This is a genomic window from Streptosporangium sp. G12 (genome assembly GCF_052983175.1).
Window position 1 is genome coordinate 28,906 of sequence record NZ_JBRIQO010000024.1, and the last position, 16,382, is coordinate 45,287.

The following is a 16,382-nucleotide window of genomic DNA, read 5'->3' on the forward strand; positions in this document are numbered from 1 at the left end:
TCATTCGCCCCTTCTCGCCGGTCCTGCCGCCACCGCTCCGTCGCGGGCCCCCCGGATCGCCCCGGCCGCTCCGGCCCCTTCCCCCTCCGACGTCTCCCCGGCCACGCGCATGAAGGCGTCCTCCAGGGTCCCCCGGCGGACGGCCAGCCGCTCCAGGGTCTCGCCGCGCGTGTCGGCCCAGGCCAGAAGCTGCCGCACCGCCGTGTGCGCGCGGGCCTCGACCCGTGCTCCGGTCAGGGTGTAGGTGACCCCCGTGTCGCCCGTGTCGCCGCCGTAGGTCAGCACGGGGGCCACGCCGTCCAGCGCGGGAAGATCGCCGAAGGCCCAGGAGATGCCGGGGAGGCGGAAGGAGATCCGGTCGCCCGACCCGGCCACCACCTCCTCGACGGTGCCCTGAAGGTGGATCCGGCCCTCGTGCATGATGGCCAGCCGGTTGGCGAGGCGCTCGGCCTCTTCCAGGTAGTGGGTGGTGAGCAGCACCGTGGTGCCGCCCGCCCGCAGGTCCTCGATCACCTTCCAGGTGGCGCGGCGCGCCTCGGGGTCCATGCCGGTGGTCGGCTCGTCCAGGAAGAGCACCTCCGGCCGGGAGATCACCGCCAGCGTGAGGTCGAGCCTGCGCCGCTGGCCACCGGAGAGCTGCCGCACCCTGGTCCTGGCCTTCCTGCCCAGCCCCGCCGTCTCCAGGGCGTCCATGGTCCGCGGATCCGTGCCCCTGCGCCGGCCGAGGAAGGAGGACGCCCCGGAGGGACGGGCGGGGGTGTCCCCGCGGCCCGCGTCCCGGCTCAGCCCCTCCCACAGGCCGACGGTCTCGGCGACCGTGAGGTCACCGAGGAAACCCCCTTCCTGCAGCATGATCCCCACGCGGGGCCGCAGCCGTCGCCGCTGCCCGACCGGGTCGAGTCCGAGCACGCGGACGCTGCCGCCGGTGGGGGCCCGGAAGCCCTCCAGGACCTCCACGGTGGTGGTCTTGCCGGCGCCGTTCGTGCCGAGCAGGGCGAACAGCTCGCCTCTCGGGACCGTGAAGGAGACGCCGCGCACCGCCTCGAAGTCGCCGTACGCCTGCCGGAGCCCGCCGACCTCGATCACGTTGTCGAGGCCGGCGGCCGCGGCGCCGGCTGGATCCGTCACCTGTGGTGTTCTCATGGGGACAATCGTCGTCGCCCCGCGTTTGACCAGGTAGTCGCCGATATCACCGGAAAGGTAGTGATCTTTAATGTGTTCCGGATGACAAATGTCAACTACGGGCGGGGCGGCAGCGCGGGGCGCCGGCGGGAGGGCCGGGTGGCGGGGTCGGGCGGAGTCGCCGCCGGGCGCTCGGCCAGCGCGGCCAGCGCGAGCCGTACCGCCTCCTCGATCTGCGGGTCCCTGTCCTCCGCCCAGTCACCGGGGGCGATGTCGACCTCGACGTCCGGATCGACGCCGTAGTTCTCCACGCCCCAGCCCAGCTCCTCGAACCAGAAGGAGTACTTGGGCACGGTGATGCGCGAGCCGTCGACCAGGCGGTGGGCGTCCTCGATGCCGATGACGCCTCCCCAGGTCCGGGTGCCCACCACGGGACCGAGCTTGTGGATCTTGAAGGCCGCGGTGACGATGTCGCCGTCGGATCCGGCGTTCTGGTCGGTGATCGCGACCAGCGGGCCCCGCGGCGCGTCCTCGGGGTAGGTGATCGGCGTCATGCCCCGGGGCAGGTCCCAGGCGATGACCCGGCGGATCAGCTTCTCGATGACCAGCTCGGAGGTGTGGCCGCCCCGGTTCCCCCGCACGTCCACCACCAGCCCCTCGAAGGTCATCTCCCTGCGCAGGTCACGGTGGAACTGTGCCCAGCCCTCGGCCACCATGTCCGGGATGTGCAGGTAGCCGAGACGTCCGCCGCCGAACTCCCTGACGCGCGCCCGGTTTCCGGCCACCCAGTGCTGGTAGCGCAGGCGCCGGTCGTCGCGGAGCGGCGTGACGACCACCCGCCGGCCACCGTCCAGGGTGAGCTCGACCGGCTTGTCGGCGGCGCCGACCAGCAACCGCGCGGGCCCCTCGGGCGGCACCGGACGGCCGTCGACCGCGAGCAGCGCCTCCCCCGGCTGCACGCTCGCCCCCGGCCCGGCCAGCGGCGAGCGGGCGTGCACGTCGGAGGACTCGGCGGGCAGCACCCGGTCCACCCGCCAGCGGCCGTCGTCGCCCCTGGAGAGGTCGGCGCCGAGCAGCCCGATCGGCTCGGAGGCCGGGTGGCCCCAGGGAGCGGCGTCGACGTAGGCGTGCGAGCTGCCCAGCTCGCCCGCGACCTCCCAGAGCAGGTCGGCGAAGTCGTCGGCGGTGGCGACCCGGTCCACCAGCGGCCGGTACTCCTCCAGCACGGCCTCCCACTCGACGTCGGCCATGTCCTCGACCCAGAAGTCGGCGCGCATCCGGCGGCCCAGCTGGGCGTAGGCGTGCCGCCGCAGCGCCCGGGGGTCGGCGGTGATCCGGATCCTGGACAGGTCGACGGTCGTGTCGTCGCCGTTCTTGCCCCCCTGTTTGCCCCCGGCCGGGCGGACCGTGAGCGTGTTCTTGTCGCTGACGACGAGCTGCGTGCCGTCACCGCTCACCCGGTACCAGTCGAGTTTTTCGACCACTTCCTCCCACTTGCGCTTGACCAGGTCGTAGCGGTCCAGCGCCGGACGGGGCGCCTCGCCCCCCACCTCGTCCCTGTCCTCGCCGAGCTCCCCGGCCAGCGGCTCCCGCAGCCAGACGAACCCGCCCTTGACCGCCCGCAGGTCCGAGTAGCGGCCCTCGGGCACCGGCACCTGCACGACCCTGGTGGCGATGCCGTCCAGGTCCACGGCGATCGCGCCGTCGTCCTTCTTGCCGTCGTCGTCGCCGGATCCCGGGCCCGAGTCGGCGGCCCGCCCCGCGGAGCTGGGCGCGAACGGGGACGGCGTGGACGCGGACAGCGGCACCAGGTAGGGCCGGTAGCCGAAGGGGAAGGACATGTCGAAGGAGTGCGCGTCGTAGACCGGGTCGAAGCCGCGTCGCGACAGGAACGCCAGATAGTCCCCCGCGAACGCGGGTGAGATGTCCACGAACCGGCCGTCGGTGACGTCGGTCACGCTCCGGTCCGCCACCCTGGCCAGCCTGATCCTGCGCAGCTGCGGGCCGTCCGGGTGCGACCAGGCCAGCCAGGCCGAGTCGGACGACCAGGTGAGACCGTTGATCTCCCCGTCGGCCCTGGACAGCTCCACGGCCTCGCCCGAGGCCACGTCGACCAGGAGCAGCCGCCCGTTCCTGCTGGTCACCGCGATCGTGTTCCCGTCGGGCGCGACGGCGAGGTCCCCGACCTCGCCCAGCGCGCCCACGGCGATCCTGCGGCTCTCCCCGCCCCCCGACGGGGCGATCTCCAGTCCCTGCGTCTCGCCGTCGTCGAAGACCCACACCACGCGGTCGTCACCGAGGATGCGGGGCCGTCCCGCCGACAGACCGTCGCTGAGCTGCCGCGCCGGGCCGTCCCGGTGGGTCACCCAGTGCACCGATCCCTGGACCTCCACCGCGCTGGCCCGCCCGGTCGCGTCCACGGCCAGGTCGTGCAGCCGCCTGCTCGCGTTGACCTGGTACGGCTGCCGCCCGCGCAGCGGGGAGCCCAGGGTGACGTCGAGCTTGCGGGCCTCGGCGTCGAGACCGTCCAGGAGATAGAGGTCTCCGGCGTTCTGGTAGACGATCCGGGTCCCGTCGGTGGTGGCGTGCCGGGCGTAGAAGACGTCGTGATCGGTGTGGCGGCGCAGGCCGGTGCCGTCCGGCTCGCAGGAGTAGAGGTTGCCGACGCCCTCGTGGTCGGAGACGAAGACGAGCCGCCCCCCGACGAGCATCGGGTTGGCGAGGTGGCCGTTGAGGTCGGCCAGGATCCGGGTGAAGTCACCCTCACCGCGCCGCACCCACAGCCGGCCCGCCGTGCCGCCCCGGTAGCGCTTCCAGGTCGCCGGATCGCGGGGAAGTCCCCCGGTGAGCAGCGCCACTGTGTCTTCCGGGTCCCCCGTGATCGACAGGTCGTTGACCGGGCCGTACGGCAACCGCTCGACGCGTCCCTCCCCGAGCACGTAGGCCCAGGTCTGCGAGACGAACGGCCGGCCGGTCGCGCTGATCGCGAGAATCTCGCCGTCCGGCGTCCAGCCGCGGGTACGGGTCCGCGCGTCTCCCCAGTAGGTCAGCCGTTCCGCCGAACCGGATTCCAGATCCGCCAGGTGGACCTCGGGAGCGCCGTCGCGGACGCTGGTCCAGGCGACCTTGGTGCCGTCGGGTGAGAGGCGGGGATGACCCGCGGGGGCCCGGTCCGAGGAGAGGCGCCACGCCCGGCCGCCGTCCGCCGGGGCCGCCCAGACGTCGTCGTCGGCGACGAAGGTCAACGTCTCGCGGGAGATGTGGGGGAATCGCAGGTAGAAACCAGAAACCATCAACAAATCATATTGTCCACTATCGGGTTGATCGGGAGAGTTTTTTGGCCGATACGCTGAGCCACATGACGCGAGCTGACAGAGACAAACCGGTGGTGCTCTCGAAGATCTACACCCGTACCGGGGACGACGGCACGACCGCGCTCGGCGACATGAGCCGCACCCGCAAGACCGATCCGCGCCTGGCCGCCTACGCGGACGTCGAGGAGGCCAACGCGGCGATCGGCGTGGCCCTCGCCACGGGGGCCCTGGAGGCGGACGTCACCGCCGTCCTCGGCCGGATCCAGAACGAGCTGTTCGACGTCGGGGCCGACCTGTGCGCCCCGCTCGTGGAGAACCCCGAATTCCCGCCGCTGCGGGTCGAGCCCTCCTACGTCGACTGGCTGGAGGCCCGGTGCGACGAGTTCAACGAGCGCCTCACGCCGCTGCGCAGCTTCATCCTGCCCGGCGGAACCCCGGCCGTGGCCGCGCTCCACGTCGCCAGGACCGTGGTCCGGCGGGCCGAGCGGACCGTCTGGTCGGCGCTGGAGGCCCACGACGACGTCAACCCGCTGACCGCGAGATATCTCAACCGGCTGAGCGACCTGATGTTCATCCTCTGCCGGGTGGCCGCGGACGGCGACGAGATCCTCTGGAAGCCCGGCGGCACCCGCTGAGGAAAAGGCCCCGGATACCCGGCGCACCCGCCGAGAAGGTGAGGAGGGCTCAGGCGACGTCGAGGTAGGCGCTGGGCGGGGCGGACTCCAGCCAGGCGACGAAACCGGTCAGGGCGCGGTATCCCATGGCGAGCTCGAAGGCGTCCTGCCCGTTGCGGCACTCGATCGCCGTCACACCCTCGATGAACCCGAAGAACTCACCGGACCCGACCCTGCGACGCCCGGAAACGACAAGGCCGCGCCTCACGATGACGTGGCGCGGCCTTGGAAGCAGACCTATGAGCGGGATCCAGTTGAGGTGGCCGTCGGCGTAGCGGGCCACCCCCACCCGCCAGCCTCGCTCCTTCGACAGGGAGCGCAGGCAACAGAGCACCGATCCCCGGGAGCGGGTCAGTATCAGAACCCGGAGTCCCAGGAGGGCGACGAGCAGCCCCAGCACGATGAGAACATCCACCACCATGTCTGCTCGCCCCCCAAAAGCGCGTACAGCCTAAGAAGCAGAATTTATCCGACTTCTTCCCCGGCCGCGCGCAACCGGGCCCTGGCACGCTTGGCCTCCGCGACCGCGTCCGCGTTCTCCTGGTCGGACTCGACCGAGGCCTGAGCCCGCTCCAGCGCGCTCTTCGCACGGGCGACGTCGACCTCGGAGCCCAGCTCGGCCAGCTCGGCCAGAATGGACACCTCGTCGTCGGCCACCGAGAGGAATCCTCCGTGGACGGCGGCGACGAGGTCGGCTTCGCCGTCGCCTCGCTTGATCTTCAGCAGACCGCCCTCGACGAGAACGCCGAGCACGGGTGCGTGCTTAGGCATGATACCGATCTCGCCGTCGACGGTCTTGGCAATCACCATGTCGGCCTCACCGGACCAGATCTCACGCTCCGGGGAGACGACGCCTACTCGCAGCTTCGCCACTTTCTCTCCAGTTCCTTATCGAACCAGGCGCCGGTACGGCCGCGTGACCGTACCGGCGCCGAAGGCGACTAGCGGGCGAGTTCCTTGGCCTTGGCCACGGCCTGGTCGATGCCGCCGACCATGAAGAACGCCTGCTCGGGCAGGTGGTCGTAGTCGCCGGCGCACAGGCCCTTGAACGAGGCGATGGTCTCGTCCAGCGGGACGTTCTCACCGGGCTGGCCGGTGAACGCCTCGGCGGCGTACATCGGGTGGGACAGGAAGCGCTCGATGCGACGGGCCCGGTTGACGGTGACCTTGTCCTCTTCCGAGAGCTCGTCGATACCGAGGATCGCGATGATGTCCTGCAGCTCCTTGTACTTCTGCAGGATCCGCTTGGTCTCCTGGGCCACGCGGTAGTGCTCCTCGCCCACGATCAGCGGGTCGAGGATCCGCGAGGTGGAGTCGAGCGGGTCCACCGCGGGGTAGATGCCCTTCTCCGAGATCGGCCGCGAGAGAACGGTCTGCGCGTCGAGGTGCGCGAACGCGTTGTGCGGGGCCGGGTCGGTGATGTCGTCCGCGGGGACGTAGATCGCCTGCATGGAGGTGATCGAGTGACCGCGGGTCGAGGTGATGCGCTCCTGGAGGACACCCATCTCGTCGGCCAGGGTCGGCTGGTAACCCACCGCGGACGGCATGCGGCCGAGCAGGGTGGACACCTCGGAACCGGCCTGGGTGAACCGGAAGATGTTGTCGATGAACAGCAGCACGTCCTGCTTCTGGACGTCACGGAAGTACTCCGCCATGGTCAGGGCGGAGAGCGCGACGCGCAGACGGGTACCCGGGGGCTCGTCCATCTGGCCGAAGACGAGGGCGGTGTCCTTGAGGACGTTCGCCTCCTCCATCTCCAGCCAGAGGTCGTTGCCCTCACGGGTGCGCTCGCCGACGCCGGCGAACACCGAGGTGCCACCGAAGTTACGGGCGACCCGGCGGATCATCTCCTGGATCAGAACGGTCTTGCCCACGCCCGCGCCGCCGAACAGGCCGATCTTGCCGCCCTGCACGTACGGGGTGAGCAGGTCGATGACCTTGATGCCGGTGGTCAGCATCTCGGTGCGCGACTCGAGGGTGTCGAAGGCGGGCGACGGGCGGTGGATGCCCCAGCGCTCGTTGATCTGGAGCGAGGAGGTCTCGACGTCCAGCGACTCGCCGAGGGTGCTCCACACGTGGCCCTTGACGACGTCGCCGACGGGGACCGAGATGGCCGCGCCGGTGTCGGTCACCGGGGCGCCACGGGTGAGGCCGTCGGTGGGCTGCATGGAGATCGCGCGGACGAGGTTGTCACCCAGGTGCTGGGCGACCTCCAGGGTGAGGACCTTGGCCTCACCCTGCAGCTCGACGTCCACCTTGAGGGCGTTGTAGATCTCGGGCATCGCCTCGACGGGGAACTCCACGTCGACGACGGGACCGGTGACCCGCGCGACGCGGCCCACGCCGGTCTCAACAGTCTGTGCAGTCATTTCACTCTTTCCCCGCTGCGGAGTCGGCCAGCGCGTTCGCGCCACCGACGATCTCGCTGATTTCCTGGGTGATCTCGGCCTGGCGGACCTGGTTCATCTGCTGGGTGAACACGCGGATGAGCTCGTTGGCGTTGTCGGTGGCCGACTTCATGGCCCGGCGGCGCGCGGCTTCCTCCGAGGCCGCCGACTGGAGCAGCGCGGTGAAGATGCGCGACTCCACGTAACGCGGCAGCAGCGTGTCGAGGACCTCGCCCGCGGTGGGCTCGAACTCGAAGTACGGCAGCGGCGTGTCGGACGGGTCCTCCGCGGTCTCCTCGACCTCGAGCGGAAGGATCCGCTTGACCACGACCTCCTGCGTCAGCATCGAGACGAACTCGGTGGAGACGATGTGGATCTCGTCCACCCCGTCCTCGGCCGAGAAGGCCTCGATCAGCGTGCCGGCGACCTCCTTGGCGTCGGAGTAGGCGGGCTTACGGGAGAACCCCGTCCACTGCCCGCCCATCTCACGGTTACGGAAGGCATGCCAGCCGACGCCCTTGCGGCCCGTCACGAAGGGCACGGGCTCGACGCCCCTGTCCCTGAGCAGGTTGCCGAGCGCCTCCGCCTCACGCAGGATGTTGGCGTTGAAGCCGCCGCAGAAACCGCTGTCGCTGGTGACGATCAGGACGGCGGCCCTGGTGGGCTGCTCCTTGGCCACCGTCAGCGGATGGTCGGTGGTGGAGGTGTTGCTGACCACGCCCGTGACGGCGCGGGTGATCTCGCGCTCGTACGGCACGGCGGCCTGCATCCGCTGCTGAGCCTTGACGATGCGGGACGAGGCGATGAGCTCCTGGGCGCGGGTGATCTTCGCCGTGGACTTGACCGACTTGATCCGCCGCCGCAGCAGTCTTAGCTGGGCACCCATCGGCTACTTCTTCTCTGCCGTGCGGACTCGCTTCGTGATCTTCTCCTGGCCGACCTCGCCCTCGCCGAGCGCGGCGACCGGCTCGTCGTTGACCAGGTACTCACCGGAGGAGGTCTCGAAGCTCTTCTTGAACTCGGTGATGGCGTCCTTGAGAGCGGTCATCGTGTCGTCGGGCAGGTCGCGGGTCTCGCGGATGCCGTCGAAGATGCCCTTGTTCTCGCGGCCCAGGTAGTCGAGGAACTCCGTCTCGAAGCGGCGGATGTCCTCGACCGGGACGTCGTCGAGCTCACCGGTCGTGCCGGCCCAGACCGAGACGACCTGCTTCTCGACCGGGAACGGGCTGTACTGGGCCTGCTTGAGCAGCTCGACCAGGCGCTGGCCGCGCTCCAGCTGGGCGCGGGAGGCCGCGTCCAGGTCGGAGGCGAAGGAGGCGAACGCCTCCAGGTCACGGAACTGCGACAGCGACAGGCGCAGCGTGCCGGCGACCTTCTTCATCGCCTTGATCTGCGCGGAGCCGCCGACTCGGGAGACGGAGACACCGACGTTGATGGCCGGACGCACACCCGCGTTGAACAGGTCGGTCTCGAGGAAGCACTGGCCGTCGGTGATGGAGATGACGTTGGTGGGGATGAACGCCGAGACGTCGTTGCCCTTCGTCTCGATGATCGGCAGACCGGTCATCGAGCCGGAACCCATGTCCTTGGACAGCTTCGCGCAACGCTCAAGGAGGCGGGAGTGCAAGTAGAAGACGTCGCCGGGGAACGCCTCGCGGCCCGGCGGGCGGCGCAGCAGCAGGGAGACGGCGCGGTAGGCGTCGGCCTGCTTGGTCAGGTCGTCGAAGACGATGAGGACGTGCTTGCCCTGGTACATCCAGTGCTGGCCGATGGCCGAACCGGTGTAGGGCGCGAGGTACTTGTAACCGGCCGGGTCGGACGCCGGAGCGGCGACGATGGTGGTGTACTCCATCGCGCCCGCCTCCTCGAGGCGGCCCTTGACCTGGGCGATCGTGGAGCCCTTCTGGCCGACCGCGACGTAGACGCAGAGAACCTGCTTGTCGGGGTCGCCGGAGAGCCAGTTCTCCCGCTGGTTGAGGATGGTGTCCACGGCGACGGCGGTCTTGCCCGTGCCACGGTCACCGATGATCAGCTGGCGCTGGCCGCGGCCGATCGGCGTCATGGCGTCGACCGCCTTGAGACCGGTCTGCAGCGGCTCCTTCACCGGCTGGCGCTGGACCACCGAGGGGGCCTGGAGTTCGAGGGCGCGCAGGCTCTCGGACTCGATGGGGCCCTTGCCGTCCAGGGGAACGCCCAGCGGGTCGACCACTCGGCCGAGGAAGCCGTCGCCGACCGGCACGGACAGGACCTCGCCCGTCCGGCGGACCGACTGGCCCTCCTCGATCTTGCTGAAGTCGCCCAGAACAACGACACCGATCTCCCGGACGTCCAGGTTCAGTGCCAGGCCACGCGTGCCGTCCTCGAACTCAAGCAGCTCGTTCGCCATCGCCGAGGGAAGGCCGGAGACATGGGCGATACCGTCGCCGCAGTCGACGACGGTCCCGATCTCCTCGCGCGCGGCACCTTCCGGCTCGTACGCCTGGACGAAGCGCTCAAGTGCGTCCCGGATCTCGTCCGGCCGGATCGTAAGCTCCGCCATCTCTCTTCAGTCTCCCTATTCGCCTAGCCGGCCAACCGGCGGCGGACTTCTTCGATTCGTCCCGCGATGGTGGTGTCGATGAGATCGTCCCCGATGCGAACCGAGAACCCTCCCAGCACCCGCGGATCCACCTCGACGTTCAGATGAACGTCGCGGCCGTACGAGGTGCGCAGCCACGTGGCGAGACGCTGCTTCTGCCCCTCTGAAAGCACGACGGCGCTGCGCACCACCGCGACGAGGCGCTGCCGCTGGGCGGCGACCAGCTTGCCGAACTCCTCAAGCCCACCGTCCAGGCTACGTCCTCTCGGATGCAGCACGAGCTGGGTGACCAGCCGCAGGGTGGTGGGGGCGACCTTCGCGGCCAGGAGGGAGCCCAGAAGCTCCCGCTTGGCGGACTCGGGGGCCGCCGGCGCCGTCAGGGTCCGGTGAAGCTCCAGGTTCGAGGCGGCGATGCGCCCGAACCGGAACAGCTCGTCCTCGACGTCGTCGAGCCTGCCCTGCGCCTCCGCCTCGGCCGAGGCCGCGATGACGCCGAGCCGCTCCAGGGAGTCGGCCAGGTCACGCGAACGCGCCCACCTGGCGGACACGGCCGCGGCGACCGTCTCCAGGGCGGCGTCGCTGATCTTGCCCTCCAGCAGCACCCGGACGATCTGCGCCTTCTGGGCCGCGGGACCGGCCGGGTCGGAGAGGTTGCGGCGGAGCCCGTGTTCGCGGTCGAACAGGGCGGCGACCGAGAAAAGCTCGTCGGCCAGCGTGCCGAGGTCCGCGCTTCCCGCGACGGCGTTGAAGCGCTCTTCGACCTCGGCCAGCGAGGCCCTGCTCAGGCCCCTCATCAGCCGCTCACCGACACTCGCGCGTCACGCCTGGTTCGCCGTGTCATCAGCGGACCGCCGCGTTGCTCGACTCGAGCTCCTCGAGGAACCTGTCGACGGTACGGCGCTGGCGCGCCTCGTCCTCCAGGGACTCCCCGACGATACGACCGGCCAGCTCGATCGACAGGCGGCCGAGCTCCGTGCGGAGCTGGGCGAACGCCTGCTGGCGGTCGGCCTCGATCTGCAGGTGGGCGGCCTCGACCAGGCGGCGAGCCTCGGCCTGGGCCTCCTCGCGGAGCTCGGCCTTGATCTGCGCACCCTGCTCACGGGCCTCCTCACGCAGCCGCGAGGCTTCGTGACGGGCTTCGGAGAGCTGGTCCTTGTACTGCTTGAGCAGCGCCTGGGCCTCGGCCTGCGCGTCCTCGGCTCGCTTGATGCCGCCTTCGATCGCATCGGTCCGCTCGACCAGGGTCTTCTGGATGCGCGGGGTGAGGATCTTACCGACGACGAAGAGGACGAAGAAGAAGGCGAAGCCGCCGACGACAAGCTCGTAGGTGTGCGGGAGGAGGGGGTTAGCCCCCTCCTCCGCTGCCAGGAGCGAAGCTGCCTGAATCATTTGTGCAGCCTTCCGTCAGAGGTTTTTCTGCGTCTTACTGACCGAACATGAACGGCGCGACAAGGCCGATGAGGGCCAGCGCCTCGGTGAGGACGAAGCCGAGCAGCATGTTCTGGCGGATCAGGCCGTAGGCCTCGGGCTGGCGGGCGATGGCCTGCACACCCTGACCGAAGATGATGCCGACGCCGATGCCGGGGCCGATGGCGGCGAGGCCGTAGCCGATGGAACCGAGGGAGCCGGTGACCTCAGCGAGGATTCCCATTGCCATGGTGTTGTGTTTCCTTTACAGGTCGGCCGGTGAAGGCTCACCGGTCTGGATATTCGAGGGAGGTCTGTGCGTCTAGTGGTCGGCGTGGAGCGAGTTGCCGATGTACATCGCGGCGAGCATCGCGAAGAGGAACGCCTGCAGGAACTGGATGAACATCTCGAAGCCCGTCATCGCGATCGTCATGATCACGCCGACCACGCCGAGCGGTGCGCCCAGCGGGGTGAGCTTCTCGAAGAGGAACCAGAAGCCGACGAGGCTGAAGAAGGCCAGGATGATGTGGCCGGCGAACATGTTGGCGAACAGTCGCACCGCGTGCGTGAAGGGCGCGATGATCATGTTGGACAGGAGCTCGATCGGGGCCAGCAGCACGTAGATCGGCTTGGGCAACCCCGGGGGGAACATCATGTTCTTGAAGTAGCCGATCGCGCCCTGGTGCTTGACACCCAGGTAGATCTTCAGGATGTAGACGCTGAGGGCGAGCACGATCGGGAAGGCGATGTGCGAGGCGACCGGGAACTGCAGGAACGGGATGACGCCCATCAGGTTCCAGACCCAGACCAGGAAGAACATGCTGAGCAGCAGGCCCATCCACCGGTCGGCGTCCTTGCCGAGGAACGGCCGGGCGACCTGGTCGCGGACGAACATGTAGCCCATCTCGCCGATGTTCTGCACGCCCCGCGGCACCAGCTTCGGGTTGCCGAAGGCCGACCAGCAGAAGCCGATGACGAGGATCGAGCTCAGCAGGGCCAGCAGCACCGGCTTCGTGAGCCAGGCGACGCCCGAGACGATCGGGGCGGCGTCGAAGAGTTCGAGTCCCGGAGGCGTGAACTCGTCCCCGGGAGCGAGGAGCGTCAGCGTGCTCACGCGGCGTTCCCTTCAGCGTGGTAGGTGATCGAAATGGCTTCGTCAGCGAAGCGACCGCCGCCGAAGGCTAGCGACCGTACTTCCGGTAGACCAGGTAGACGGATAGAGCGACCCCGAGAATCAATCCGATCGGGGTGAAGGCGACCACGCCAGTCCACTTGGACAGCAACCAGCCCCCACCGCCGTACAGGATCATCCCGGAGAGGAGATAACTGGGGATCGACCAGGCGGCGTTGGCGAAGTCGCGGCCGTCGTCTTCGGGCCGGATTTTCTTTTCGCTCATCGCGGGCATGACGATAGCAGTCGCGGTGAGGACTAGTCATATCGGGCAGGGTCCAGGCCGCCAGCGAGATGATACGCCTCATCGCGGATCGCCCTGACCTGGAACCCGGCCATCGGGGTCGACGTAGAGCATCTTGAGTTTCATGAAGCCGCGCATCTCGCCGACCGTCCAGGCGATCGTGCACGCGATGGCCGCCCAGCCGAAGGCCTTGGGCTCGAACGCGGTGGCGTCCTCGAAGGTCTTGAGCAGAGCCATGATCACGAGAATCTTCACCGCGTAGCTCAGCACCGCGGCGGTCATCATCATCATGGGCGACACGCGGCTCGCGTACGAGACGGCCATGATGCCGAGGGTAAAGAAGACACCGACGACCACGGTCCCGATCGCGGCGCCGAGCGCTCCCTTGGCTCCGGCCAGCAACGCCGCGACGAGGATCACGACCAGCCCCACCAGCACCGTGGGTATCGCAGCCCCCTTCAGAAGGCGCACGTCGTTGGCCAGCATCGGCACTCCAAGTGACTGTTATCAAGCGAGCGATTGCTACCTTGCAGGTCTGGGCAGGTTCACCATCTGCTAGTGAAAGCTATCACAAGCTCATGGAAGAGCGCCTTTACCTGCCGTTTCAAGTGAACGATCAAGGAGCCGGGGAAAGCGGCTCAAAGCGGCGTCTCAGGGTTTGAGAAACCGTGCCGGGGCGCGCTGAGTGACAGGTCGGGCCGCACCGGCAGGGTGGCCGTGTCGTCGCCGGCGGCGGCCGGACGGTGCCCCGGCGCCTCCGCGGGATACGGATGGGGCCTGACCCGGCCCGGCTGCCGCTCGCCGGGGTGCGCGTGCCGCCCGGGTCCCTCCGCGGGGCCGCCGGAACCTGCGGGACCCGTGGGATCGAGCGGGCCGCGCCCGTCACCGCGCCCGTCACCGCGTCCGTCGCCGCGCCCGTCGCCCTGGCCCTCGGCCCCGCCGAGGTCACGGCGGGCGCGCCAGCGGGGCAGCGCCATCATCACCAGCACGCCGATGGCGAGCAGCACGGTCAGCGGGAACAGGATGAGCGGGACGCCCTCGATGGACAGCGCCACGACCGCGAAGGCGAACAGGAAGGTCCACGCGTACATGATCATGACGCTGCGGCGGTGCGAGTGGCCGATGTCCAGCAGCCGGTGGTGCAGATGCCCCCGGTCGGGCGAGAACGGCGACAGGCCGTTGGACGTGCGCCGGATCACCGCCATGATCAGGTCCAGCAGCGGGAGCACCAGGATCGCGACCGGCACGAGAAGGGGGAGGATGACGGGGAAGCCGTTGATGTTGCTGGAGTCGAGCGGTGTGACCAGGATCATCGTGGAGGCGAGGACCAGGCCGATCAGCATCGCCCCCGTGTCGCCCATGAAGATCTTCGCCGGGTGGAAGTTGTGCGGCAGGAAGCCCAGGCAGACCCCGATCAGCACCGAGGCGATGACCGCCGTCGCGTTGATGCTGGTGTCGCCGTAGTCCTTCGACAGGGCCACCGAGTACGTCCACGTGGCCATCGCGGCGATGCCGACGATCCCCGCGGCCAGCCCGTCGAGCCCGTCGACGAAGTTGACGGCGTTGATCATGACGACCACGATCAGGATCGTGATCAGCGGGCTCAGCGTCGAGTCGAGGGTGGTCTGCCCGCCCAGCACCGTGGGCAGCGGGAGCCACGGCAGGCTGACGCCGAAGGTGACGAGCACCCCCGCGGCGCCGATCTGCCCGGCGAGCTTGACGAGGGCGTCCATCCCCAGCCAGTCGTCCAGGAAGCCGGTCAGCGTGATCAGGCCGCCCGCGGCGATCAGCGCGATCACGATCTTTCCCTGACCCTCGGCCAGCTTGCCCCCGGCGTAGGGCAGCTCGGCGGCGATCAGCAGACCGGCGACGAGGCCGCCGTACATCGCCAGACCACCCAGCCTGGGCGTCGGCGTGGTGTGCACGTCACGATCGCGGACCTCGGGCATGGCACCGATACGGACGGCGAAAACGCGGATCAGCGGAACCAGCAGATACGTCACCGCGGCCGCGACGAGCGCCATGAGTAGATATTCGCGCACGGAACCAGTTTCGCGGATAGACCGGCCACCTGTGACCGGAAAACGACACAGAACAGCTCATAGTTCGCTGGGATATATCCGGTGGGTCCTCGTCAGCACCGCGGCGCGCTCCCGTATCTCACCCGTCGCGTCGGGGTTGCGGATGACCTGCGCCACCATCGAGGCCACCTCCTTCATCTCCTCGGGCCCCATCCCCTGGGTCGTGACGCAGGGGGTGCCGACCCGGATCCCGGACGTCACCGTGGGCGGCTCCGGATCATAGGGGATCGCGTTGCGGTTCAGCGTGATCCCGGCCGCTTGACACCGCTGCTCGGCCACCGCGCCGGAGATCCCGACGTCGCGCAGGTCGATCAGCGCCAGGTGGCTGTCGGTGCCCCCCGAGACGGGCCGCATGCCCTCGGCGGCCAGCGCGTCGGCCAGCACCTGGGCGTTGGCCACCACCCGCCGCGCGTACTCCGCGAACTCCGGCCGCAGCGCCTCGCCGAACGCCACCGCCTTGGCCGCCACCGCGTGCATGAGCGGGCCGCCCTGCACGAACGGGAAGACCGCCCGGTCGATCCTGGGACCCAGCTCCCGCGTGCACATGATCCCGCCGCCCCTCGGACCGCGCAGCGCCTTGTGCGTGGTGAAGGTCACCACGTCCGCGTACGGCACGGCGGAGGGCAGCGCCCGCCCGGCCATCAGGCCGACGGTGTGCGCGACGTCGGCGAGCAGCCAGGCGCCCACCTCGTCCGCGATCCCCCGGAAGGCGGCGAAGTCGATCTCGCGGGGGTAGGCGGTGGCACCACAAATGATCATCTTGGGCTGGTGCCGCAGCGCCAGCTCCCTGACCTCGTCGTAGTCGATCAGCTCGGTGTCCCTGCGCACGCCGTACGCCACGACGTCGAACCAGCGTCCCGAGAAGTTGACCTTGGAGCCGTGTGTGAGGTGGCCGCCGTGCGACAGCTCCATCGCCAGCATGGTGTCACCCGGCTGGAGCAGGGCCGCGTAGGCCGCCAGGTTCGCCGAGGCGCCGGAATGAGGCTGCACGTTGACGTGCTCGGCGCCGAACAGCCGCTTGGCCCGGTCGATTGCGAGCCGCTCGGCCCGGTCGACGACCTCGCACCCGGCGTAGTAACGCCTGCCGGGGTAGCCCTCGGCGTACTTGTTGGTGAGCGTCGAGCCGAGCGCGGCGAGCACGGCGGGCGAGGTGAAGTTCTCACTCGCGATCAGTTGGACGCCTCCGCGGAGCCGGTCGAGCTCGTCGAGCAGCACGCTCGCGATCTCCGGGTCCTCGCGCTGCAGGAGACCGAAATCTGGCCCGTAGTACGGTTCTGCGCCCATGGCTCACACCCCGAAGACGACGACTCACCCCCACTGTAAGCCCGCCGTCCCCGGTTATCCCATGTCAGGGACGCGCCGCCCCGGGACAGCGTGTCGCGGAGGACCGCCGCCGCCGGGAGG

General features: G+C 69.4%; 16 protein-coding genes. 1 reads left to right on the plus strand and 15 read right to left on the minus strand.

The genetic code is table 11. The features are described from left to right. Together ACVCAG_RS32565 and ACVCAG_RS32570 are read right to left on the minus strand one after the other, a co-directional pair. Entirely contained in the window at positions 1 to 1,143 is a 1,143-nt protein-coding gene (locus tag ACVCAG_RS32565; protein ID WP_440087249.1) for an ATP-binding cassette domain-containing protein, read from the minus strand. A gap of 95 nt (positions 1,144 to 1,238) precedes the next feature. After that, on the minus strand, positions 1,239 to 4,415 hold the full coding sequence (locus tag ACVCAG_RS32570) for a S41 family peptidase (RefSeq protein ID WP_440087248.1): 3,177 nt from the start codon (positions 4,413 to 4,415) through the stop codon (positions 1,239 to 1,241). A 65-nt stretch (positions 4,416 to 4,480) separates the two neighbouring features. Here ACVCAG_RS32570 and ACVCAG_RS32575 point away from each other — a divergent pair, with 65 nt between their 5' ends. Further along, entirely contained in the window at positions 4,481 to 5,071 is a 591-nt protein-coding gene (locus ACVCAG_RS32575; protein WP_440087247.1) for a cob(I)yrinic acid a,c-diamide adenosyltransferase, read from the plus strand. Between the two features lie 49 nt (positions 5,072 to 5,120). Here ACVCAG_RS32575 and ACVCAG_RS32580 read toward each other — a convergent pair whose 3' ends face one another. From ACVCAG_RS32580 to ACVCAG_RS32640, 13 genes are all read right to left on the minus strand, one after another. Next, on the minus strand, positions 5,121 to 5,531 hold the full coding sequence (locus tag ACVCAG_RS32580) for a DUF2550 domain-containing protein (protein ID WP_344744681.1): 411 nt from the start codon (positions 5,529 to 5,531) through the stop codon (positions 5,121 to 5,123). A gap of 44 nt (positions 5,532 to 5,575) precedes the next feature. Then, positions 5,576 to 5,983: a F0F1 ATP synthase subunit epsilon gene (locus tag ACVCAG_RS32585; protein ID WP_440087246.1), complete on the minus strand. Its 408-nt coding sequence runs from the start codon at positions 5,981 to 5,983 to the stop codon at positions 5,576 to 5,578. Between the two features lie 68 nt (positions 5,984 to 6,051). After that, positions 6,052 to 7,479: a F0F1 ATP synthase subunit beta gene (atpD, locus tag ACVCAG_RS32590; RefSeq protein ID WP_350973502.1), complete on the minus strand. Its 1,428-nt coding sequence runs from the start codon at positions 7,477 to 7,479 to the stop codon at positions 6,052 to 6,054. 1 nt (position 7,480) lies between these two features. Continuing rightward, positions 7,481 to 8,383 (minus strand): F0F1 ATP synthase subunit gamma, encoded by a 903-nt coding sequence (locus ACVCAG_RS32595; protein ID WP_440087245.1) that lies wholly within the window; start codon positions 8,381 to 8,383, stop codon positions 7,481 to 7,483. A gap of 3 nt (positions 8,384 to 8,386) precedes the next feature. Beyond that, entirely contained in the window at positions 8,387 to 10,036 is a 1,650-nt protein-coding gene (gene atpA / locus ACVCAG_RS32600) for a F0F1 ATP synthase subunit alpha (protein ID WP_440071834.1), read from the minus strand. A 23-nt stretch (positions 10,037 to 10,059) separates the two neighbouring features. Next, positions 10,060 to 10,869 (minus strand): F0F1 ATP synthase subunit delta, encoded by an 810-nt coding sequence (locus tag ACVCAG_RS32605; protein WP_440087244.1) that lies wholly within the window; start codon positions 10,867 to 10,869, stop codon positions 10,060 to 10,062. Positions 10,870 to 10,915: 46 nt separating this feature from the next. Next, the gene (locus ACVCAG_RS32610; RefSeq protein WP_440087243.1) at positions 10,916 to 11,464 is read right to left on the minus strand and encodes a F0F1 ATP synthase subunit B; all 549 of its coding nucleotides are present in this window, start codon (positions 11,462 to 11,464) and stop codon (positions 10,916 to 10,918) included. A 34-nt stretch (positions 11,465 to 11,498) separates the two neighbouring features. Beyond that, the gene (atpE, locus tag ACVCAG_RS32615) at positions 11,499 to 11,726 is read right to left on the minus strand and encodes an ATP synthase F0 subunit C (RefSeq protein WP_030906562.1); all 228 of its coding nucleotides are present in this window, start codon (positions 11,724 to 11,726) and stop codon (positions 11,499 to 11,501) included. A gap of 78 nt (positions 11,727 to 11,804) precedes the next feature. Then, complete coding sequence (gene atpB, locus ACVCAG_RS32620) at positions 11,805 to 12,596, minus strand: F0F1 ATP synthase subunit A (RefSeq protein WP_440087242.1); 792 nt, start codon at positions 12,594 to 12,596, stop codon at positions 11,805 to 11,807. A gap of 67 nt (positions 12,597 to 12,663) precedes the next feature. Further along, positions 12,664 to 12,879, minus strand: a complete 216-nt coding sequence (locus tag ACVCAG_RS32625; protein WP_362679901.1) for an AtpZ/AtpI family protein — start codon at positions 12,877 to 12,879, stop codon at positions 12,664 to 12,666. Positions 12,880 to 12,957: 78 nt separating this feature from the next. Beyond that, on the minus strand, positions 12,958 to 13,383 hold the full coding sequence (locus tag ACVCAG_RS32630; protein WP_440071837.1) for a hypothetical protein: 426 nt from the start codon (positions 13,381 to 13,383) through the stop codon (positions 12,958 to 12,960). 152 nt (positions 13,384 to 13,535) lie between these two features. Next, positions 13,536 to 14,939, minus strand: coding sequence for a glycosyltransferase family 4 protein (locus ACVCAG_RS32635; protein WP_440087241.1), 1,404 nt, complete (start codon positions 14,937 to 14,939; stop codon positions 13,536 to 13,538). A 57-nt stretch (positions 14,940 to 14,996) separates the two neighbouring features. Further along, on the minus strand, positions 14,997 to 16,262 hold the full coding sequence (locus ACVCAG_RS32640) for a serine hydroxymethyltransferase (RefSeq protein WP_440087240.1): 1,266 nt from the start codon (positions 16,260 to 16,262) through the stop codon (positions 14,997 to 14,999). Positions 16,263 to 16,382: the final 120 nt, after the last annotated feature.